Origin of the sequence: Natrinema amylolyticum (assembly GCF_020515625.1) — an archaeon.
In the GTDB taxonomy this organism is placed as follows: Archaea; Halobacteriota; Halobacteria; order Halobacteriales; family Natrialbaceae; genus Natrinema; species Natrinema amylolyticum.
The window spans coordinates 1636487-1654984 of the sequence record NZ_JAIWPJ010000001.1; the positions used below are offsets into that span (position 1 = coordinate 1636487).

23 protein-coding genes are annotated in these 18498 nt (G+C 66.0%); 10 read left to right on the forward strand and 13 right to left on the reverse strand.

Annotated features, from left to right (window positions below; translation table 11 throughout):
* Positions 1 to 51: 51 nt before the first annotated feature.
* Entirely contained in the window at positions 52 to 255 is a 204-nt protein-coding gene (locus tag LDH66_RS08010; protein ID WP_226480529.1) for a hypothetical protein, read from the forward strand.
* Positions 256 to 354: 99 nt separating this feature from the next.
* Here LDH66_RS08010 and LDH66_RS08015 read toward each other — a convergent pair whose 3' ends face one another.
* On the reverse strand, positions 355 to 1680 hold the full coding sequence (locus LDH66_RS08015; RefSeq protein ID WP_226480530.1) for a DUF92 domain-containing protein: 1326 nt from the start codon (positions 1678 to 1680) through the stop codon (positions 355 to 357).
* A 164-nt stretch (positions 1681 to 1844) separates the two neighbouring features.
* On the opposite strand from LDH66_RS08015, the gene LDH66_RS08020 reads away from it, so the two are divergent.
* The gene (locus LDH66_RS08020) at positions 1845 to 2450 is read left to right on the forward strand and encodes an undecaprenyl diphosphate synthase family protein (RefSeq protein WP_226480531.1); all 606 of its coding nucleotides are present in this window, start codon (positions 1845 to 1847) and stop codon (positions 2448 to 2450) included.
* Here the strand turns inward: LDH66_RS08020 and LDH66_RS08025 are convergent.
* Genes LDH66_RS08025 through uppS form a run of 3 tightly spaced genes read right to left on the reverse strand, consistent with a single transcriptional unit; the run spans position 2447 to position 5289 of the window.
* Entirely contained in the window at positions 2447 to 2842 is a 396-nt protein-coding gene (locus LDH66_RS08025) for a DUF7344 domain-containing protein (protein WP_226480532.1), read from the reverse strand. The genes LDH66_RS08020 and LDH66_RS08025 overlap by 4 nt on opposite strands.
* 46 nt (positions 2843 to 2888) lie before the next feature.
* A complete protein-coding gene (locus LDH66_RS08030) occupies positions 2889 to 4304 on the reverse strand; it encodes a hypothetical protein (RefSeq protein WP_226480533.1) in 1416 nt (471 codons plus the stop codon).
* A 52-nt stretch (positions 4305 to 4356) separates the two neighbouring features.
* On the reverse strand, positions 4357 to 5289 hold the full coding sequence (gene uppS / locus LDH66_RS08035; RefSeq protein ID WP_226480534.1) for a polyprenyl diphosphate synthase: 933 nt from the start codon (positions 5287 to 5289) through the stop codon (positions 4357 to 4359).
* A gap of 177 nt (positions 5290 to 5466) precedes the next feature.
* Between uppS and LDH66_RS08040 the strand changes: the two genes are divergently transcribed.
* The 4 genes from LDH66_RS08040 (at position 5467) to hemA (ending at position 9202) form a co-directional block, all read left to right on the forward strand.
* Positions 5467 to 5883: a DUF5778 family protein gene (locus LDH66_RS08040; RefSeq protein ID WP_226480535.1), complete on the forward strand. Its 417-nt coding sequence runs from the start codon at positions 5467 to 5469 to the stop codon at positions 5881 to 5883.
* Between the two features lie 198 nt (positions 5884 to 6081).
* Positions 6082 to 7164, forward strand: coding sequence for a siroheme decarboxylase subunit beta (gene ahbB / locus LDH66_RS08045; protein ID WP_226480536.1), 1083 nt, complete (start codon positions 6082 to 6084; stop codon positions 7162 to 7164).
* A gap of 29 nt (positions 7165 to 7193) precedes the next feature.
* Entirely contained in the window at positions 7194 to 7850 is a 657-nt protein-coding gene (locus LDH66_RS08050; RefSeq protein WP_226480537.1) for a precorrin-2 dehydrogenase/sirohydrochlorin ferrochelatase family protein, read from the forward strand.
* The gene (hemA, locus tag LDH66_RS08055; RefSeq protein WP_226480538.1) at positions 7850 to 9202 is read left to right on the forward strand and encodes a glutamyl-tRNA reductase; all 1353 of its coding nucleotides are present in this window, start codon (positions 7850 to 7852) and stop codon (positions 9200 to 9202) included. Before LDH66_RS08050 ends, hemA begins: the two co-directional genes overlap by 1 nt.
* Positions 9203 to 9351: 149 nt before the next feature.
* On the opposite strand, the gene LDH66_RS08060 is transcribed toward hemA, so the two are convergent.
* On the reverse strand, positions 9352 to 9684 hold the full coding sequence (locus LDH66_RS08060; RefSeq protein ID WP_226480539.1) for a hypothetical protein: 333 nt from the start codon (positions 9682 to 9684) through the stop codon (positions 9352 to 9354).
* A gap of 144 nt (positions 9685 to 9828) precedes the next feature.
* Between LDH66_RS08060 and LDH66_RS08065 the strand changes: the two genes are divergently transcribed.
* Positions 9829 to 10092 carry a glutathione S-transferase N-terminal domain-containing protein gene (locus LDH66_RS08065; RefSeq protein WP_226480540.1) on the forward strand — a complete coding sequence of 88 codons (264 nt, stop codon included), beginning with the start codon at positions 9829 to 9831 and terminating at the stop codon, positions 10090 to 10092.
* A 52-nt stretch (positions 10093 to 10144) separates the two neighbouring features.
* On the opposite strand, the gene LDH66_RS08070 is transcribed toward LDH66_RS08065, so the two are convergent.
* The 4 genes from LDH66_RS08070 to LDH66_RS08085 all read right to left on the reverse strand — a co-directional run bounded on the left by LDH66_RS08070 (position 10145) and on the right by LDH66_RS08085 (position 11975).
* On the reverse strand, positions 10145 to 10342 hold the full coding sequence (locus tag LDH66_RS08070; protein WP_226480541.1) for a hypothetical protein: 198 nt from the start codon (positions 10340 to 10342) through the stop codon (positions 10145 to 10147).
* Complete coding sequence (locus LDH66_RS08075) at positions 10339 to 10653, reverse strand: HalOD1 output domain-containing protein (RefSeq protein WP_226480542.1); 315 nt, start codon at positions 10651 to 10653, stop codon at positions 10339 to 10341. Before LDH66_RS08075 ends, LDH66_RS08070 begins: the two co-directional genes overlap by 4 nt.
* Positions 10654 to 10796: 143 nt before the next feature.
* Positions 10797 to 11279 carry an Lrp/AsnC family transcriptional regulator gene (locus LDH66_RS08080; RefSeq protein WP_226480543.1) on the reverse strand — a complete coding sequence of 161 codons (483 nt, stop codon included), beginning with the start codon at positions 11277 to 11279 and terminating at the stop codon, positions 10797 to 10799.
* 60 nt (positions 11280 to 11339) lie between these two features.
* Positions 11340 to 11975, reverse strand: a complete 636-nt coding sequence (locus LDH66_RS08085) for an HAD family hydrolase (protein ID WP_226480544.1) — start codon at positions 11973 to 11975, stop codon at positions 11340 to 11342.
* Between the two features lie 210 nt (positions 11976 to 12185).
* Between LDH66_RS08085 and LDH66_RS08090 the strand changes: the two genes are divergently transcribed.
* Entirely contained in the window at positions 12186 to 12659 is a 474-nt protein-coding gene (locus LDH66_RS08090; RefSeq protein WP_226480545.1) for a DUF7344 domain-containing protein, read from the forward strand.
* A 22-nt stretch (positions 12660 to 12681) separates the two neighbouring features.
* Here LDH66_RS08090 and LDH66_RS08095 read toward each other — a convergent pair whose 3' ends face one another.
* Genes LDH66_RS08095 through LDH66_RS08105 form a run of 3 tightly spaced genes read right to left on the reverse strand, consistent with a single transcriptional unit; the run spans position 12682 to position 15604 of the window.
* A complete protein-coding gene (locus LDH66_RS08095) occupies positions 12682 to 13665 on the reverse strand; it encodes an ABC transporter substrate-binding protein (protein WP_226480546.1) in 984 nt (327 codons plus the stop codon).
* The gene (locus LDH66_RS08100; RefSeq protein WP_226480547.1) at positions 13662 to 14672 is read right to left on the reverse strand and encodes an ABC transporter substrate-binding protein; all 1011 of its coding nucleotides are present in this window, start codon (positions 14670 to 14672) and stop codon (positions 13662 to 13664) included. The genes LDH66_RS08095 and LDH66_RS08100 overlap by 4 nt, the downstream gene beginning before the upstream one ends.
* A 38-nt stretch (positions 14673 to 14710) precedes the next feature.
* Positions 14711 to 15604 (reverse strand): ABC transporter substrate-binding protein, encoded by an 894-nt coding sequence (locus LDH66_RS08105; protein WP_226480548.1) that lies wholly within the window; start codon positions 15602 to 15604, stop codon positions 14711 to 14713.
* 83 nt (positions 15605 to 15687) lie between these two features.
* On the opposite strand from LDH66_RS08105, the gene LDH66_RS08110 reads away from it, so the two are divergent.
* Positions 15688 to 16050: a cupin domain-containing protein gene (locus LDH66_RS08110; protein WP_226480549.1), complete on the forward strand. Its 363-nt coding sequence runs from the start codon at positions 15688 to 15690 to the stop codon at positions 16048 to 16050.
* Between the two features lie 38 nt (positions 16051 to 16088).
* Here LDH66_RS08110 and LDH66_RS08115 read toward each other — a convergent pair whose 3' ends face one another.
* The gene (locus LDH66_RS08115) at positions 16089 to 17774 is read right to left on the reverse strand and encodes an aldehyde ferredoxin oxidoreductase C-terminal domain-containing protein (RefSeq protein WP_226480550.1); all 1686 of its coding nucleotides are present in this window, start codon (positions 17772 to 17774) and stop codon (positions 16089 to 16091) included.
* Positions 17775 to 17914: 140 nt separating this feature from the next.
* On the opposite strand from LDH66_RS08115, the gene LDH66_RS08120 reads away from it, so the two are divergent.
* Positions 17915 to 18343, forward strand: coding sequence for a VOC family protein (locus tag LDH66_RS08120; RefSeq protein WP_226480551.1), 429 nt, complete (start codon positions 17915 to 17917; stop codon positions 18341 to 18343).
* The last annotated feature ends 155 nt before the right edge of the window (positions 18344 to 18498 follow it).

An 18498-nucleotide genomic window follows, 5' to 3' on the forward strand; every position in this document is an offset into this window, starting at 1 on the left:
ACCGGTTCCGATCCGTGTCGTTCATATATCGACGGCGCAGACCCACCCGCAATGACACCGCCACCGATGGCCGCGCTCGCACTGCTCGGCGGTACCATCTTCATGATGCTCTGGGCGACGACGAGAGTCAGAACGCCCGGATCGCGGATCGATGACGGATACGAATCGATCGATCCCGACACGCACTGCGAACGGTCCGATTGGTCGACCGACGACGGCCGCTCAGCCCGCTCTTTCTCCGACGCGGACGACTGACCGCCGTCCGCGACCGATCGATCCGAATCGATACATCGCGTCCGGTCGGCCCGTTTCGAGTCGAACGCGTCGACGGCGATCCGCGTGACGGTCGTGTCGTCAGCCGAGCACGGCGAACGACAGCACAAGTAACGCACCCACGAGCGCACCTGACAGCGTCGCCAGGAAGTTCACGCCCTGATTGCCGAGGAGCGTGCCCTCGAGCGTCGCACCGAGCAGGCTGTCGACGGTCATCCCGACGACGCCGGCGGCGACGATGACGGCCGCGCCGACGAGTTCGACCTCGGGGAAGAGCCCGTAGGCGATGCCGGCGACGACGGCCGCACCGACGATTCCGGCGAGTTCCCCTTGCCAGGTGACGCCGCCGTCGGTCCCGGGATCGACCGGCTCGAGGGTCGTGATCAGTCGCGGGCGCTCGAAGACGCTGCCGATCTCGCTCGAGAGGGTGTCGCTCATCGCGGTCGCGATAGAGCCGGCGAAGGCGAAGAGGAACAGGTCGGGTTCGTGGGGCAGGAGAGCCGCATCGCTGGCGGCATAGCCGAGGACGGCGGCGAGCGCGACAGCGGCGTTACCGAGGACGTTGCCGCTGCCGCGTGCGCCGTTGTTATCCTCGGCGACGCCGAGGGCCTCCTTTCGGTCGTAGCGGAACTTCGTCGAGAGCCCGCCGATAGCGAAAAAGGAGATGAGGACGGCGAACCAGCTGTAGCCGCCGAGAACGATGGTCAACAACCCCAACAATACCCCGGTCAGCATTCCCGCAATCGAGGCCGTCTCGAGGGCGTAGGAAGCGTATCCGAACGCGACCGTGACGGCGAGCGCGATGACGATCTCACCGGTGGCGATGCCCGGCTCGAGTTCCGCGAGCAGCCAGAGGAGGAGGCCGACCGCGAGGACGACGATCGGATCGTCCGAGCGCAGCAAGACGTCGCGGAGGAGGGCAGCGAGAAGGGCACCGCTGGCGGCCAGAAAGACGAGTACCGGGACTGCGGACGCAGCGGTGTTGCCAGTGAGGGTATGAGTCACCGTCTGGCCGGCGACGGCGGCCGCGATCGCGACCAGACAGAAGCCGCCGACGCGGACGACCGCGTTCTCCGTGCGCAGTCGGACGAGTTGCTCGCCGAGATTGCCGTAGCCGACGAGCAGTATCGTCCCGACGAAGACGGCGACCGGCATCGATGTCGCGGTCGCGATGAGCCCGAGCGCGACCCCCGCGAGGACGAATGTAATGAGTCCGTAGAGGCGCGAATCCTCGTAATCACCCGGATAGGCGAGCAGATCGAAGAGCGGACCGTCGGGAACGACGTACGCCCCCAGCAGGACGACGCCAGCGACGGCTGCCCCCACTCGCGGACCGAAAAGCGGAACGGCGAGCGAGAGCGTACAGAGGGCCGCGAACACGCCGGCTCGCCGAACGGGTGCTGTCACGATATCGATCCCTTTCTGTGGCGTTCACTTGAAGGTTCGTGAACCCGTCTCGAGACGGGTTTCACTGCCCTCAGACGCTCGGAAAGTGCATTCAGATTCTCAGAACGATCGTCGGACGAGCGCGACCCGTAACCGGTATGCCACCGGCCGTGAAAGTCGCTGGCGTGGGACTGTACGAACGGTATCTGGCGCTTCGCATCCGTCGCCACGAGGCCGAGCCGCCCGATCACGTCGCGCTCGTGATCACCGAACGCGACCTGTTAGAGCGGGGCGCGTACGAAACGCTCACGGACTTCTTCGAGTGGGCCGTCGAGTACGCCTCACAGATAACGGTCTACGTGAGCGTCCTCGATGCGGCGGCGGTGCCCGCCTTACAGCGCGAACTCGAGACGATCGACGCGCCGCGGCCGGTCGCCGTTCGCGGTCCGGAAGACAGAGCGCGGGCCGACGCGCCGATCCGGATCGGGATCGGTCTCGGCGGGAAACACGAGTTCACCAGCGCGGTCCGGACCCTCGCGGAGCGCGTCGAAGCGGGCGATCTCGAGCCCGACGAAATCGACGACGAGCACGTCGAGGACCACCTCGTCTTCCCGTCGGAGCCGGACCTGGTGATCAAGACCGGGGCGGAGCGGCTCTCGGACTTCATGATCTGGCAGTCGGTCTACTCCGAACTGTACTTCACGGACGTGAACTGGCGGGACTTCCGCAAGCGGGACTTCCTGCGGGCGGTCCGCGAGTACTGCAATCGGTCGCGACGCTTCGGTCGTTAGTCGGCCGAGTCACGCGGCGGCGAGGGACTCGAGCCCATCGATTCGGGTCGATCGACGAGCGCCGCGACCGGGTCGTCGACGGCGACGACCGGCCGGTCCAACTGGACCGTCCCGACGTCGCGATCGTACTCGAGGACGTCGTGAGCCTCGAGTTTCGGGAGGACGCCGTGGCTCAGCGCGGCCCGAATGGTGCGCTCGTCGGCGTCGTCTCGACTGGCCACGGCGTCGGTCAGTCCCTCGAGCGAGAGCGGTGATTCACACGTCGAGAGGACGTGGAGCGTGAGACGCGTTCGGGGGTTCGCGAGGAGCGCGTACGCCTCGTCGAGGGGCACGTCCGTGAGGCGAACGAACCGCTCGACGTCGACGGCAGGGGCGCTGTTCGATGCCGACATCGTGTATACCGTTGCTATAATGACAAATAAATGTCTTTGGGTGGGGTTACGTCCGGCGGCCGATCCGTTGTGCGACGAGGAAGAGCGCCATCACGGTCGCGACCGCAGTGAATCCGGGGATATCGTCCTCAGTCGGCGGTTCGTCGGCGGATTCGTCGTCGCTCGCGACCGTATTCTCGGGTTCCGTCGATCCGTCGGTCGCGCTGGTTCCGGCCGCGGACTCGTTCTCGGTCTCCGACCCCGAGTCGACGATGTCCGTAGTCGGCGTCTCGAAATCGGCAGCGTACCGCGTCACCGATCCGTTTTCGTGGATGACTGCGGCCGGTGATCCGTTCGGATAGTGCGTCTCGAGCGCTGCTGGTTCGCGCTCGAGATGGATGTGAACCGATTCGTTCGCGGACGGGGAAACGTTATACAACGGGAGCAACGAAGTGCGTTTCTCACTCGGATCGACGTGTTCGACATCGAGGACGGATCCACCGGTCGGATCCGTTACTCTGATTTCGCCACCGTGAGAGAGTTCGACCGCCACCCTGATCGCCTTCGAGACGTTTCGGCGAGATCCGTTCGCCGTCGCGTTGACGTCCTGTACCTCGAGTCTAGCGTGGGACTCCAGCACGGATCCCCTCATCGTCCGGAGGGACCGGCCGTCGCGACGCAGCTCGAGCGTGTACGCCGTTCCGTGGTCGACGTCGCTGAGATCGAACGAGAAACGGCCTTTTTCGCGATCCCCGTCGACCGGTTCGACGGCCGCAGTCCGTGTCACGCCGTCCTCGAGTTCGAGACGCGCCTCGAGATCGTCGACTGTGCCGATGTTCGCCACAACGTCGTGCCGGATCCGTTCGGTCGGAAGTGGCTCACCGTCGGACAGATACGACACCTCGATTTCGTTCTGGTAAAACCGAACGGCGGGTTCGTCCGAGTCGAGTGTCACCGCTTCAGTGTCCAACCGAAGGGAATAGGAATACAAGTCACCTCGGAAAACCCGTTTCCCTCGCTGATTGACGGAGCGGCTATCGACGAGTACGTAGGTCGCGTTTCCGCTCCGCCGAAGGGTCGTATTCTCTGGCCCGAGAGGGACATCAAACGTCGCCAGTCCCGGTGGCTTCGGCTTCGCCGAGAGAACAACGTCCCGGCCAGTGGTACCCGCCTCGCTCGAGTCGAAGAGGGCCTCCGTCGGAGAGCTGTTTTCCGCCTCGAGTTCGGCGGCTAATCGGTCGGACTCGATTTCGACCACCAGCGTTTCGTTTACCACGAGCCCCGAGGTGTTCTCGATCGTTCCGTTTTCGATCCCCGCTCGTATGTCGGATACGCTCTCGAGGTCGGCGCTGTCGTGTGCACGGTACATCGTCACGTTGCCGTCGGGGGTGTCAGCGGTGGCAGTCGCACTCGCGGGGGACACGGTGGCGACTCCACAGAGTAGCACGACGGCGAACAGGGTCCAGCGGAGGTGGCGGTGCATATACCAGTCACCGCACCTGACAGATTAGAATGCTGTGGTGTTCAGCCCGGAATCAGTCGGCGGCTCGACCGTCCGAGTCGCTCGCCTCGAGCGTCTCCGTGTCGGGCCGTTCGCTCGACGGCAGCGAGTCGCGGAACCGATCGACGATCGAGCGGGCCTCGGCGAGTTCGGGTTCGCTGACGGCTCCGAGCAGTGCCAGTGCGCGGCGCGCGCGAGTCCGTCGCCAGGATTCCGCCCGGTGTTCGTACGTTCGAATCCCGCGCAGGAAGTCGGCCTTCGAGAACTCCGGCCAGTAGGGGGTACAGAAGAAGACCGCGGCCTCGTTGCCGTTCGCGTGCCAGGGCAGGAAGTTCGACGTGCGCTCTTCGCCGCCGGGCCGGATGATGAGGTCGACGTCTCGCACCGGCTGGTCGTACAGCCGACGCTCGATGTCCTCGACGCCGATCTCGTCGGGCTCGAGGTCGCCGGCCGCGACGCCCTCGGCGACGCCGCGGGTCGCGTTGAGCAGCCGCGAGCGGCCGCCGTACGCGAGCGCGATGTTGAGCACGAACCTGTCGTAGCCGCGCGTGCGCCGTTCGGCGTAGTCGACGGCGTCCCGGACCCGATCGGGGAGCATCTCGGTCTCGCCGATCGCGCGGATACAGACCTCGTTCTCGTGGACGCGGTCCGCCTCCGCGAACTCCCGGAGTTTCTCACAGAGGAGGTCGAACAGCGCCTCGTTCTCTTCGGCCGGTCGCTCGAAGTTCTCCGTCGAGAACGTGTACAGCGTCAGTTCCTCGACGCCGATCTCCTGACACCACTCGAGAACGCGTTCGGTCGTTTCGGCACCCGCACGGTGGCCCTCGGGGGCGTCGTCGCCCTGACTGCGGGCGTACCGTCGGTTCCCGTCCTGAATCACCGCGACGTGGGTCGGCGCGCCGGAAACTTCGCTGGAGAGCAGCCGCTCGTATGCCGCGTCGACGCGCTGACGGAGCCACCGCTTCATTACTCGAATAAAAGTCAGCGACGACTATGTGTCTTGTGTGTGAAGTCCTGCCATCGAGAGAAAGCGATACACTCACGGTCCGCGGCACCGATACCGTATAAATTCCCGTCGAACGACGGGTCGTTCGCGCCATCGGAATCGTGACGGCTATCAGTCCGGCCCCGCTCGAACCTGACAATGGCAAACACGAACTCCGACGCGCTCGACGAGGACCTCTACCAGCGGACCAAGGCGCTGCTCGAGCCCGGCGAGGTCGAACTCAACGGAGCGATCGTCCACACCGATTACGACGGACAAGAGGACGTCAAGATGATGCAGGCGACAATCGACGTCGGCGACATCATCGCCGAACACTCGGGGTACGACCCGCAGGACTGTTTCGTCCACTCGGGCAACGACGACCCCGACTTCTCTTCGAACCAGCATCAGGGACTGACCTTAGAGGACGAGGCGTTCGTCTGGGAGTGCCAGCAACTGCTGCGCGAGGGCAGCTTCGATATCGTCATCTACTACGAGGCGAGCGCGGACCACGAGGCGATCCTCGAGGACATCGAGGGCCTCGGCTTCGACGTAACGGGCGTCGAAGGGGAGTGACTGCAGCGGATCCCCGATTCCGGGGTCTCCGACGGACACGCTTCTCGAGGGTGCTATCGAAGTCCGCGTCGTTCGCCGCGCCACGGCACGCGTCGCCGCGCGGAGACGCGTCGATCTGACGGTTCGGAAAGTACACTCCTTCTGACCTCGAGTCGCCGTTCCAATCCGCTTATACACCGTCAGCCGTGAGTAACGCGTATGACAACGGACGTCGACCTCACGGATGGCGAGCGGGCGGTCGTCAACGCCTTTCAGGGCGGGTTCCCCGTCGTGGAACGGCCGTTCGAGGACGCCGCGGCCGCCATGCGCGACCACGGGGTCGACATCGATGCGGCGGGACTGCTCGCGACGATTCGCGACCTCGATGAGCGGGGCGTCCTCTCGCGGTTCGGGGCCCTCGTCAACGCCCAGGAGATCGGCGGCGCGGCGACGCTGGTGGCCATGCACGCCCCCGAAGACCGGTTCGACGAGATCGTCGAGGCGGTCAACGACCACCGCGAGGTGGCCCACAACTACGAGCGCGAGCACCCCCACCTGAACGTCTGGTTCGTCGTGAGCGTCGCCGACGAGGACCGCGTCGAGGAGGTGCTCGCCGAGATCGAGGACGAAACCGGCCAAGAGACGTACAATCTGCCGAAGCGAGAGGAGTTCCGCGTCGAAGCCAAGTTCTACGTCGACGGTCCGCTCGACGGCGACGGGGACGTCGCGGCCGCCGGGATCGACTGCTCGGCTCTCGGTCCCGACATCGCACCCACCGACGAATCCGTGCTCTCGCCGGCCGAACGGGACCTCGTCCTCGAGATTCAGGACGGGTTCCCGCTGACCGAGACGCCGTACGGGGACATCGCCGACGCGATCGGGCAGGAAACGGAATGGGTGCTCGAGACAGTCAAACGGTTCGAACGGGAGAGAAAGATTCGGCGGATCGGCGTCGTGCCGAACCACTACGCGCTGGGCTACACGGAAAACGGGATGACGGTCTGGAACGTGCCGGACGAGGTCGTCTCCGAGGTCGGCCCCGAAGTCGCCTCGCTGCCGTTCGTCACCCACTGTTACCGACGCCCGCGCCACGAGGGCGTCTGGCCGTACAACTTCTTCGCGATGACGCACGGCCGCAGCGAGGCCGAGAGTCAGCAGCGCATCGAACGGGTGCGCGAGGTCATGAGCGAGCGCTGGGACGTGTCTGACGAGGACTGGGACTCCCTGTTTTCGACGCAAATATTGAAGAAGACCGGTATACGGATGGCAGAGCGCGCCGATGCAAACACCAGAGAGCAGTAATACCCCACGTCTGATCCATCTCACCTTCAATGATTCCGCTTTTGCACGATTTCACGAACGAGACGGTGCTCGTCGTCGGCGGCGGTCCAGTCGGTGCCCGAAAGGCCCGGCGGTTCGCCCGCGAGGCGCGGGTCCTCGTCGTCAGCCCGGCCTTCGCCGATCGGGACTTCGGCGACGCCGAACTGATCCGGGCCGCGCCCGCTCCCGACGAGATTCCGGACTGGCTCGAGCGATCCGCGCCCGCGCTGGTCGTCGCGGCGACGGACGACGAGGCGATCAACGAGGCCGTCGCCGACGCGGCCCGCGAGCGAGGGATCCTCGTCAATCGGGCCGACCGATCGGGAGAGCGCGAGGCCGGCAGCGTCGTCGTTCCCGCGACCGTGCGCGAGGAGCCGGTGTCAGTCGCAGTCGCGACCGGCGGGACCGCGCCCGCGCTGAGCAAGTACCTCCGAGGGGAACTCGAGGAGACGCTCGACGGGGCCGGTGAGATGGCGCGGGTCTGTGCGGGGTTGCGCGAGGAGCTCAAGACGCGCGACGTGTCACCGGACCGACGTCGTGAGATCGTCACGGACGTCGTCAATTCTCCGGACCTTTGGACAGCTTTACGTACGGGTACTTCCAACTGTCGGCAAGTGATCGAGGACGTGCTCGGCGAGGAACTGTCAACTGGGGGTGAACGGCCGTGATGTCGACCGGCGTCGTGACCGCCGCGCGGGTGACCCACGAGAGCGGAAGCGTCGACCAGCTGGCCGCTGCCAGCCCCGAGAGCCAAGAGAGCGCCGTAGCGGAGCTCTTGACCGTTCCCGGTATTGAGGAAGCGTACGTCCTCTCGACGTGTAATCGGGTCGAAGCCTACGTCGTCGGCACCGACCACGCCGTCGGCCGGGCCGCGCTCGAGGAGTTCTTCGCCGGGATCGACGACGAGGCCGTCGTCACGACCGACCACGATGAGAGTCTGCGACACCTGCTACGGGTCGCCGCCGGCCTCGAGTCAGTCATTCTCGGCGAGGATCAGATCATCGGACAGGTCCGGACCGCATACGAGGACGCTCGCGACGCCGGCGGGATCGACTCGATGCTCGAGGCCGCCGTCACGAAGGCCATCCACGTCGGCGAGCGTGCACGCACCGAGACGGCGATCAACGAGGGGGTCGTCTCGCTCGGGTCGGCCGCGACGCGGCGGGCCGCCGACGAACTCCCGCTCGAGGGCGCGACCGCGCTGGTTGTCGGGGCCGGCGAGATGGGACGACTCGCCGCTCGCAGCCTCGCAGACAGCGGCGTCGACGAACTCGTCGTCGTCAACCGGACCGTCGCCCACGCCGACCACCTCGTCGCCGATCTGGAAGCCGAGACCGACGCGAGGGCCGCGCCACTGGAAGCGCTCGATACCGTCGCGGCCCGTGCCGACGTCGTGGTCACGGCGACCGGCAGCGAGGAACCGGTGCTCGGCCCGCGCCAGCTCGAGACCGACACCGACGGCGACGCGGCCGAGACCGAAACCGGGACCGAGCAGGTGATCGTCGATCTCGGTCAGCCACGGGACGTCGCCCCGGCGGCCGACGGACTGCCGACAGTGCAGGTGTTCGATCTGGACGACCTTGAGTCGGTCACCGAGGAGACCCGCGAGCAGCGGGCCGACGCGGCTCGGGAAGTCGAGGCGATGATCGACCGCGAGTACGACCTGCTCACGGAGCAGTACAAGCGGGCCCGCGCCGACGAGGCGATCGCGGCGATGTACGAGTCCGCCGAGCGGATCAAGGACCGAGAGGTCGAGACCGCGCTCTCACACCTCGAGGGCGAGGTCACCGAAGGACAACGCGAGGTCGTCGAGGCGATGGCCGACTCGCTGGTCAACCAGTTGCTCGCGCCGCCGACCAAGAGCCTCCGCGAGGCGGCAGCAGAAGACGACTGGAGCACGATCCATACCGCACTGCAGCTGTTCAATCCGGAGTTCGATGCGGACGACGGACCGCTCGCACCGCCGTCAGTCGCCACCGCGAACGCCGATTCGGGAATCGGCGCGACGGACGACGACTGAGCGAGTGCCAGGCGAATTCGATTTTCGTTTCGGTTCGGACCCACTCGAGCGCCGACGGCTCAGTACCGAGCACTGGCGGTTTATTACGTCACAGAATTGCTCCGATAGCACCCGAAACCCCCATCCCACTCACCTCACTCGGTACCGCGTTACCGGTTCGGCGCGCCGTACTCCACGTGGACCGTCGGGACGCTCGGAGAGTCGGGCGCTTCGTCGCCGTTCCAGTCGACGAGACGGACGTTCGCCATCTGCCCCGAGAACCGGAACCGCTGGACGCCGACGTCGATCGCGCCCTCGGCGACGCCGCCCGCGACGACCGTTCCCTCGGCGACCGGATCGTCCGCGAGCATCTCGAGGTCGCCGTCGACGGCGATCTCGTAGTTCGACGGGACGCCGCGCCCGACGATCGTGACGAGGTTCGGGAGTTGACTGGCGTTCGCGGCCGCATCGGTTCGATTTCGTGCTGACTTATCGCGTGTCATGCTTCGATAAGCCCAGCATCCCGGCATAAGCTTTCTTGTCGAAAAAATGGTAAGATGAGATGAATACGGCGGGCTGACAGTCTCTCGACGCAACCAGTGGGCGTCTGGCTAACGTTTACGTCGTGCGGGATGGTCGACAATTATGTGCTCGAACTCTATCAGGCGGAGGGCTGTCCGCACAGCACGGCGGTTCGCGAGAAACTGACGGAACTCGGCGTCTCGTACGTGATTCACAATCCGCGGCGGCCGGGTCACGAGGGCGGCGACGTGCTCAACGAGTGGGCCCAGCGGGCGATGACGGATCTCGGTGGCGAGGATTCGATTCCGTTTCTCGTCGACACTGACCGACGAGAACAGCAATACGAGAGCGACGACATCGTCGACTACCTCGAGGAACACTACGGATAGCGAGGGCCGCTTCCGCGAGTCGGTGGCGACCGAGTGAAGCCGCCGCGGCCGCTCACTCGTTCGAGGGAACCAGATCGCGAACGAGAACCGTCCCGGAGACGTCGGGGACGGTCGGTCGGACGATCGATTCGCTCGAGTCGATCGTGTGTCCCGTTTCGACGTGGTGTTCGATCGCCGCCCGCGAGCGGCTCCGTTGGGACGGTTCATCGGCGGCGGTTTCGCTCCAGTCGCAGTCGAGACAGTACTTCATCGTGACTTCGTCTCCTGCTGTGATCCTGAATCCTTTTCGGTCTCGGGATCGCCCTCGAGCGCGACTCGGCCGTCGCTCTCGACGCGGATCTCGTGTCCGCGATACGTGAACGAGACGGTACCGTTCGGTCGCTGACTGGCTCCCGTCGGTTCGAAGAGGTCGTCCAGTGCGGTCGGATCGAGGACGTCGTGGAGCGGCGGCGACACCTCGAGCGGATCGATTCCCTCTCGTGCTGCGACCGCTTCGATGACACGGATCGAAACCGGAGCCTGGGCATCGGGGGAGGGTCGGTTCGATGACTGGGTATCCATTATCCGAGTAAGGCCGTCGCGATGTATAAGTATCGTGGTAAGTATCGTTGTGCACTGCCAGCAGCAAATATTCGTTCTGTCCGCTATCCACGAAACAAAGCTGCAATCCGTTGCAAGCGATGAATAAAAGATAGAGGGAGATCTCACTCCGATCCGGAGTCGTCCACGACTTCGGAGCCGAAGTGATCGAACGGGCGGCTGTACTCCGTGCGAAGCATCTCGGAGTGTTCGATCTCGAGGCCGAGGGCGTCGAGTTCTTCGGCGACGGTCTCGATGTCCTGGGATTCCATCCCGACGACCTCGACGTGCAGGTTCCGGGCCCCCGTCAGCAGTTCGCGAGTGCGGACCACGTTCGAGACCTCGACGACCTGCTCACAGAGGGACTTGCGGTCGGCGATCGGCGCCGTACAGATGAACAGGATGTGGTGTGGCGCGCCCGCCGCTTCGTAGTCGATCACCGGATCGAACTTCTCGAGGATTCCCTCCTCTTCCAGTCGTTGAATGCGGTTACTGACTGTGCTCGAGGAAACGTCGAGTCGCTCGGCGATCTCGTCGTGGGTGAACCCCGCCTGGGTCTCCGCCTGCAGGAGATACAAAATCGCGTGATCCGTGCTGTCAATGTCCATACTGTCCCTTTTCCCTCCATCAGAAAGGGAGCTTCCCTTGAATTGTCGGTCCGCGACGGGTCAGGACAGTTCGTCGAACGAGCGGACGCGATAGTCGCCGAGCACGCACTGGCCCCGGCGCTCGTGACCGACCCGTTCGACGTGAATCGCGTCGAGCCCGGCGTTCCAGGCCGCACCGATGTCGCAGGCACCGTCGCCCGCGAGAACGCCCCTATGGCCGTTGTGGCCGACCCCGAGGTCGGCCATGACGGACTGGACCGGCCCAGGGTCGGGCTTCCACCCCGTCTCCTCGGTACAGCACAGCCGCGCATCGAACCAGTCGCGGATCCCCACCTCGTCGAGGACGGGCTCGGCGAGGAACTCCTGACAGTGGGTTACCAGCCCGACCGGGACGTCGAGGTCGGCGACGAACGCGGCGTCCTCGTGGAGATAGGTCTGCTCGGCCCGGACCAGGGGGTCTTCCTCCTCGTGGAAGGCCGTCCAGAACGACGTCGGATCGACCCCCCACTCCTCGAGCTGGCGGTCCCGGGAGCCGGTGAGGCCGTTCCAGAGGATGTCGGCCTCCCGATCGGTGAACTCGCGGCCGAGCCGGTCGCCGACCCGGTCGAACACCTCACGAGTGTAGGACCACTCGACGTCGACGAGCGTCCCGTCGAGGTCGAGCAGCCAGAAATCGTACTCGCGCTCGAGAGTCATGCGGAGCCGAACGTAAGGGGCTCTCGAGTAAATGTCTATCGCCGATCGCCGGGCGGCAAGCGCGCCCGGTCTCAAATTCCGGATCGGCCATCGCTCCCGGAAGGAGCAAACGACCGCCGCAAAATTTAGAGGTAATCTAGTAAGATCTCACGGAGATATTCCGGAATATCATCCCAAATACATATTTTAGTGGTGCTCCCTCCTACTGTCATGGTCGAGACGGATCCCGACTCCAACGGCGGTCACCACAGCAACGGACCCGAACGCGAACCGATCGTCGCTTCGAGCGTCGCCGACGGCGGGGTGCCCGATCTCGACGAACTGTTGCGGGTACTGAGTAATCGGCGTCGGCGATGTGTGCTCTACTGTCTGCTCGCGGACGACCTCCGAGACGTCGACGCGCTCGCGAAACACGTCGCCGCCCGATTGGAACGGACGGGCCCGGAGAGCGTCGAGGACGCCCGCTACGAGGAGATCAAAGTCACGCTCGTCCATGCCGATATCCCGATGCTGGCGGAGACCGGCGTTGTCTCGTACGATCGGCGAACGGGCGACCTCCGTCTCGACTATCCGCCGACACCGATCGAAACGCTCCTCGAATCGTGTGCCGCGGTCGACGAGTACGCTGACGCGGACGAAGTGAGAGGCGACGGCTCGGACAGGGCGTCATCGCGCGATCGGTAGGGTCAGTTCGCCTTCGGGTCCGTCACTCCGCCGTCGGTCGGACCCGATCGGCGTAGTCGTCGACGATCGGCTCTCCGTCGGGGCGGAACGTCTCGGTCCACACCGCGTCCGGATCGATCGCTCCCTCGAGCAGCGCCGTCTCGGAGAGCGTCTCGCCGAGGCGCTGCCAGCGGGCCGGATCCTGTGCGCCCCACCCGTGATCCCGGACGTACGGCGTGAACTGCAGCCGGTGGGCGGCGGTTTCGAACTTGAGGCGCTCGATCTCACGGTTGCGCTCGAGCGTGGCGTTGCGCTCGACGAGCGCGTCGACGGCCCGCTCCGGGTCGCGGGTCGCGGCAGCCCAGCCGCGGGCGGTCGCACGGAGGAACGACCGAATCGTCTCGGGCCGTTCGTCCGCGAACTCGGGCCCGGTGACGAGCGTCATTCCGTAGATGTCGAGATAGTCGCCGATCGGGAGCTCGTCGGGCGTTCGATCGTGTTCTCGGCCGATCTCGATCCCGTTGGTGACCACGCCGACCGCCGCGTCGACCGTCCCGTCGATCACCTTGTGCTGGACGCGGTGGTGCGTGTGCGGATCGACCTCGAGGAGGTCGACCTCGTCGCGGATGCCCGCGTTCTCGAGCAGCTGGGCGGTCAGGATTCGCGTCTTCGTCGCGGAGGGCGCGACGGTTCGACCCGCGAGCTGCTCGGGTTCGGAGAGGGGGTCGCCGAAGACGTCCCGCAGCGTGTAGACGGCCGCCGGCGTCTTCTGGGTCACCGCCGCGACCGCGAGCGGCTCGAACCCCTCGCTCTGGACCGCCAGCACGGCGCTCGCACCGGCGAGTGCGATATCGGCGTCGCCGCGGGCGGCGCGTTCGGCCGCGTACGGCGAGCCGTGGCCCTCGACGAACTCGATCTCGAGGCCCTCCGCCGCGTAGAACCCCTCCTCGCGGGCGAGGAAGTACGGCGACTGGAAGCCGTTCGGCTCCCAGTTGAGCTGGAAGGAGAGCGATTCGGTCGCGGTCATGCTTCCACCTCGAGGTCCGTCCGAAACAGCCCATCGGGGAGTTCGTCGATGCCGAGGGCGTCCGCACCGGCGACGGATCTGAGGTGGTCGAACAGCCGTTCCATCCCCTCGACGGTGGTCTCGTCCCAGTCGGGGACGACCATCTCGCGCCACTGATCCCGCACGGCGCGGACGACCGCGGGATCGTCCTCGTACATGAGCCGCTCGCCGATCTCCGTCCAGAGTTCGTCGTCGCGTCGGAGCCGCGCGACTGCGTCCCGAAAGGCACCCCGGAACCCGCGGACTGCATCAGGGTGGTCGTGCAGGTACGCCTCACTCGTCAGGAACGTCGAGATGGGGATCGGCCGATCGTCGTCGGTGTCGGCGAGACGGTCCACTAGCCGTGACATCGGCAACACCTCACGGTACGGCCCGGTCTCGACGATCTCCGGGATTATCTGCCAGAACTGGAGGATCGCGTCGACCTCGCCGTCCTCGAGCAGCCGGGTGAGTTCGACCTTCGACCCGGCCTCGACCGGCGCAGCCGTCTCGTCCGGATCGAAACCGTGGAACTCCCGGCAGGCCGCCCGGACGAGGATCCAGTTCTTGTCGAGCCGTCTGACGACGCCGATCCGGTGACCCGAGAGGTCCTCGAGCCCCTCGATCGCCGAATCGGTCGGCGTGACCAGTCCACCGACGGTCTGGCCGTACGGGTGGAAGGCGACGATCGGCGCGCCCGCAGCGCGCTCTCGGGCCGTCGAGATGTAGTCGATGTCGATCAGATCGGCGTCGCCCTCCTGTAGTTTCGCCTCGACCGTCTCGCGGCCCTCGTCCAGTTCGTCGGAGACGAGTCGCAGGTCGAGGTGGAAGTCGTGGTCGTGGTCGTAGCCGAAGCGCTTGATCGTATAGAGCATGTACCGCGGGCTACCGTTGTGCTCAAACCGCGCTCGTAAAACGGGACGGTCGCCGGAATCGCCCTGAAACTCGTCGATCGCGGCCTGCTGGGAACTGATGTCGATGTCGGTCATAGTTTGGTCGTGGTATTTCTGGTGGTCGGTGGAAGCGGTTACAGCGGCGCGACGATGTCGTCGATCGCCGCGCTCTCGTCGATCAATCCGCGATCCTGCATCCAGGCGAGGTGCTCGTCGAGTTCCTCCCGGTCGACGGGCTCCGGAACGTCGTACTGCGGCACGGTGATCTCCTCGCGGACGGCGTCCACGTCGACGTCGTCGAACAGGTCGGGCGCGACCGCGGCGTCAGCCTCGAGCATCTCCAGATACGTCCCGCGGAAGGCGTCGGGATCCGCGTTGATGTCCTCGACGGCGCGACCGTAGGCCTGCAGGAACGCCTCGAGCAGGTCGCGATCGATCGCGTCGTCGCCGACGATTCCCATGTGGTTGTCGTACTCCAGCAGCCGCCGGAAGCCGAGGTGATCGGCGAGCGTGCTGTGAGGATCGATGAGCGTCACGGCGTCGACCCGACCCTCGTGGAGCGCCCGCAGCCGGTCGGTGGGCATCCCGCAGCCGACGAGGTCGACCTCGTCGGCGGCGACGTGTTCCTCGAGTGCCTTGCGCGCGGTATACTCCTGTCCCGTTCGCCGGTTGACGCCGACCGGAACGTCCGCGAGGTCGGCCGGCGTCTCGATTTCCGATTCGGGACGCGTGAACACCGTGTACGGGAGGTTCGCGAAGGTGCCGTTCGCGACGATTCGGCCGTCGCCCATGGTCCACGTCCGGCGGATGCTCTCCCACTTGCAGATGGGATAGAGGTCCACGTCGTACTCGCCGGTCAGCGTCTCCGCCGCGGGGATATACTTGACCTCGACGTCGCGCCTGTCTCGCTCCACCAGGTCGACCGCGAGCCCTTCCTCGCGGAAGTAGCCCCGCTCGCTCGCCACCTTCTGTGGCAGCATGAACGAGAACGGGAGGTGGAACAGCCGGATCGGTCGGTCTGCTAGCATGGGACACTCCACACCGAAGAGGGTTTTAAAACGTTTTCATGATACGTTTATCAGTGCGGCCGTGGGGAGTGTTGCCTGTTCCCATGGAACGACTATCGACGACCCGCGCGGCGTTCGAGGAAGTCGCAGACGGGGTGCACCTCGCGGACCTGCAAACGGGGGAGCGGGCCGGTATGGTCTACTGGCGGATCGAATCGGGGGCGACACTCCCGTCCCACACACACGCGAACGAACAGATCGGGTTCGTCCTCGAGGGGGAACTCACCGCGATCGTCGAGGGCGAGGAGTACGCGCTCGCGGCCGGTGACGCGTACATGTTCCGGAGCGACGAGCGTCACGGCGCGGAAAACCGGAGCGGCGAGGACGCGGTCGGGATCGGAGTGCTCGCACCGCCCCGCGAGGAGCCCGACTGGCGACGGACGCCCTCCGCGGTCGAACGTGGCTGAGCCGGGACCGGCGTTCGGTCACGATTCCGGACCGCGACTCACGGCTCAAGTTCGGCGAGCCGATCCGGCGGCACGGTGCCGTCCGGGTTCCAGCCCCGACGGCGGTAATACGTATCGAGCGCCGACTCGAGGCCCTCGAGATCGTACGGTAGATCGTCGTCGTCACCGCGGTCGAAGCCGCGCCGAGCGTTGAAGTCGCGCTCGAGGGTTACGATCCGCTCGCCGAGTCGCTGGAGGGCCTCGTCCGTCGTCGCGAGCAGCGCGGGGAGTTGCCCGCTCTCGACCGTCGTCCGGGAAAACTTACAGAGGATCGCGCTGTCGAGGACCGCCTTCTTATTCTCGGTCCGAACGAGGCGGTCAACCTTGCCCTCGAGTCCGGCCGGCTCGAGGGCTCTCTCCTGCTCGACCATCGGATACTCGTAGACGTACATGCTGCCGTAGAGGTGGTCCGCGCCGCGATTAGAGGTGGCGTACGCCAGTCCCTGCCCGTTGAGTCGCCGCCCGTCGTGGGCCGGGAACGCCACGCCCTTCATCGACCAGTCGGGGACGCCGAGGTCGTCGTGACACCGGGCGACCCCCTCGGCGAGCAGGTCGCCGACGCCCTCTCGAGAGGCGATCTTCTCGACGAGGTCGTGGACGAGATCGGCGTCGCCGAAGGCGTCCTCGCTCGCGAGGTAGGCCGCGACGGCCGCCCCGCACTCGATCGTATCGAGGCCGAGCGCGTCACACCGCTCGTTCGCACCCATCACGTCGACGATATCGTCGACGCCGACGTTCGATCCGAACGCCATCACCGTCTCGAACTCCGGCCCTTCGGTCTCGAGGCCGGACTCGTCGTCCTTGGTGGGCAGTTTGCAGGCGAACGCACAGCTCGAGCAGGTACCCCGCTCGTACTTCTTCTCGGCGACGCGCTCGCCGCTGATACCGTCGATCCCCTCGAACGAGCGCTCGCTGAAGTACCTGGTCGGCAGCGCTTCGATCTCGTTGGCGAACCCGGTCAACCCCGCGGTCCCCTGCCGTTTCATCACGTGGTCGCTCTCGGCGGCCGCGGCGTGAATCTCCCCGGCGACGTCCGGCACGTCGATCGAGGGAGCGGCGTCGCCCTCGAACGTGAGGTACTTGATATTCTTCGATCCCATCACCGCGCCCAGTCCGCCGCGGCCGAAGACCCGACCGCCCGAGGTCACGATCGCGGCGAACCGCACTTCGTTCTCACCGGCCGGACCGACGCAGGCGACGTGCGAGGCCGCCTCGTCGTCGTCGAAGCCGCGCCGATCCGCGACGCGCGCCGTCACCTCGGGGACGGTCGCGCCGGCCAGTTCCGGTACCTCCTCGAACGAGACGCCCTCGTCGGTCACGTGAACCGCGAGTAGCCGGTCGCTCTCGCCGGTCACCTTGAGCGCGCCGTAGCCGGTGTTCGCGAACGGCCGGGAGAGGAATCCGCCAGCGTTCGACGAGACGAGCCCGTCTGACAGCGGCGAGACGGCCGTACAGTTCAGCCGGCCGGTGAAGCTCGTCCGCGTCGTCTGCAGCGGACCGGCGCTGAAGAAGAGCGCGTTCTCCGGGCCCAGCGGATCGACGTCGAACGGCAGCCGATCGTGTGCGAGTTTCGTTCCGACGCCTCGGCCGCCGACGTACCTCGAGAGGACGCCGTCGATCCGGTCCGTCTCGGCGGACCGCGCACCGACGTCGATCGAGAGCAGCGGCCCTCGTCCGGTCAGCATTCAGTCGTCCCACCACGGCGACCGTCATAAATCCGGGACCCGCCGCCGGATCGCGTGTCGTCGTCGGTCCGCGCCCTCGGACTCGGCTCGACGGCGCTGCCACGGACAGGCTCTTGAAGCCGTCCGTGGTACCACTGCGCATGGATTCCGTCGATCACATCAACGTCGACGTCGACGCGCTCGAGCCCTGCTACGAGTTCTATCGCGACGTCCTCGATCTCGAACTCGTCAGACCGCCGGCGGATTTTCAGGGCGAACACGCGATGTTCCGGGCCGGCGAAACGGTCGTGACGCTGGCCGAAACGGGCCGCGCCGAGAACTGGGACGAGCGGGGGCTCGATCATCCCCTCGACAAGGCCCACCTCGCGTTCGAGACCGATCGCGAGACCTACGCGGCGCTGATGGACGACCTCGATGACCAGTTCCCGAACCAGGGTCCGTACGACTGGGACGAGTTCGAGGGGTTCTACTTCCTCGACCCCGACGGGAATCTCCTCGAGGTCGTCACCTACGAGTCCCCGCCGGGCGAGCGAACGCGACCGTTGCTCACGCACGACGACGTCGAGTGAGCGCCGAGCAGCGGCGTCCGATCGATCTGAGACGTGCACACGGGCTCGTCGAGCGCTCGCGGTTCGACCGCAGTGAGCCGCTCGTCGACGGGGGACGTCCGCTATAGTAACAACTGAAACGATTTACACGCCGATCGCACGACAGCTGTGCGATC

Bases quoted from the DNA above. Each gene is read 5' to 3' on its own strand.
- LDH66_RS08010 (WP_226480529.1), top strand. From the start codon at position 52: ATGACACCGCCACCGATGGCCGCGCTCGCACTGCTCGGCGGTACCATC.
- LDH66_RS08025 (WP_226480532.1), bottom strand. From the start codon at position 2,842: ATGTCGGCATCGAACAGCGCCCCTGCCGTCGACGTCGAGCGGTTCGTT.
- LDH66_RS08030 (WP_226480533.1), bottom strand. From the start codon at position 4,304: ATGCACCGCCACCTCCGCTGGACCCTGTTCGCCGTCGTGCTACTCTGT.
- uppS (WP_226480534.1), bottom strand. From the start codon at position 5,289: ATGAAGCGGTGGCTCCGTCAGCGCGTCGACGCGGCATACGAGCGGCTG.
- LDH66_RS08040 (WP_226480535.1), top strand. From the start codon at position 5,467: ATGGCAAACACGAACTCCGACGCGCTCGACGAGGACCTCTACCAGCGG.
- ahbB (WP_226480536.1), top strand. From the start codon at position 6,082: ATGACAACGGACGTCGACCTCACGGATGGCGAGCGGGCGGTCGTCAAC.
- LDH66_RS08050 (WP_226480537.1), top strand. From the start codon at position 7,194: ATGATTCCGCTTTTGCACGATTTCACGAACGAGACGGTGCTCGTCGTC.
- hemA (WP_226480538.1), top strand. From the start codon at position 7,850: ATGTCGACCGGCGTCGTGACCGCCGCGCGGGTGACCCACGAGAGCGGA.
- LDH66_RS08060 (WP_226480539.1), bottom strand. From the start codon at position 9,684: ATGACACGCGATAAGTCAGCACGAAATCGAACCGATGCGGCCGCGAAC.
- LDH66_RS08070 (WP_226480541.1), bottom strand. From the start codon at position 10,342: ATGAAGTACTGTCTCGACTGCGACTGGAGCGAAACCGCCGCCGATGAA.
- LDH66_RS08075 (WP_226480542.1), bottom strand. From the start codon at position 10,653: ATGGATACCCAGTCATCGAACCGACCCTCCCCCGATGCCCAGGCTCCG.
- LDH66_RS08080 (WP_226480543.1), bottom strand. From the start codon at position 11,279: ATGGACATTGACAGCACGGATCACGCGATTTTGTATCTCCTGCAGGCG.
- LDH66_RS08085 (WP_226480544.1), bottom strand. From the start codon at position 11,975: ATGACTCTCGAGCGCGAGTACGATTTCTGGCTGCTCGACCTCGACGGG.
- LDH66_RS08090 (WP_226480545.1), top strand. From the start codon at position 12,186: ATGGTCGAGACGGATCCCGACTCCAACGGCGGTCACCACAGCAACGGA.
- LDH66_RS08095 (WP_226480546.1), bottom strand. From the start codon at position 13,665: ATGACCGCGACCGAATCGCTCTCCTTCCAGCTCAACTGGGAGCCGAAC.
- LDH66_RS08100 (WP_226480547.1), bottom strand. From the start codon at position 14,672: ATGACCGACATCGACATCAGTTCCCAGCAGGCCGCGATCGACGAGTTT.
- LDH66_RS08105 (WP_226480548.1), bottom strand. From the start codon at position 15,604: ATGCTAGCAGACCGACCGATCCGGCTGTTCCACCTCCCGTTCTCGTTC.
- LDH66_RS08110 (WP_226480549.1), top strand. From the start codon at position 15,688: ATGGAACGACTATCGACGACCCGCGCGGCGTTCGAGGAAGTCGCAGAC.
- LDH66_RS08115 (WP_226480550.1), bottom strand. From the start codon at position 17,774: ATGCTGACCGGACGAGGGCCGCTGCTCTCGATCGACGTCGGTGCGCGG.
- LDH66_RS08120 (WP_226480551.1), top strand. From the start codon at position 17,915: ATGGATTCCGTCGATCACATCAACGTCGACGTCGACGCGCTCGAGCCC.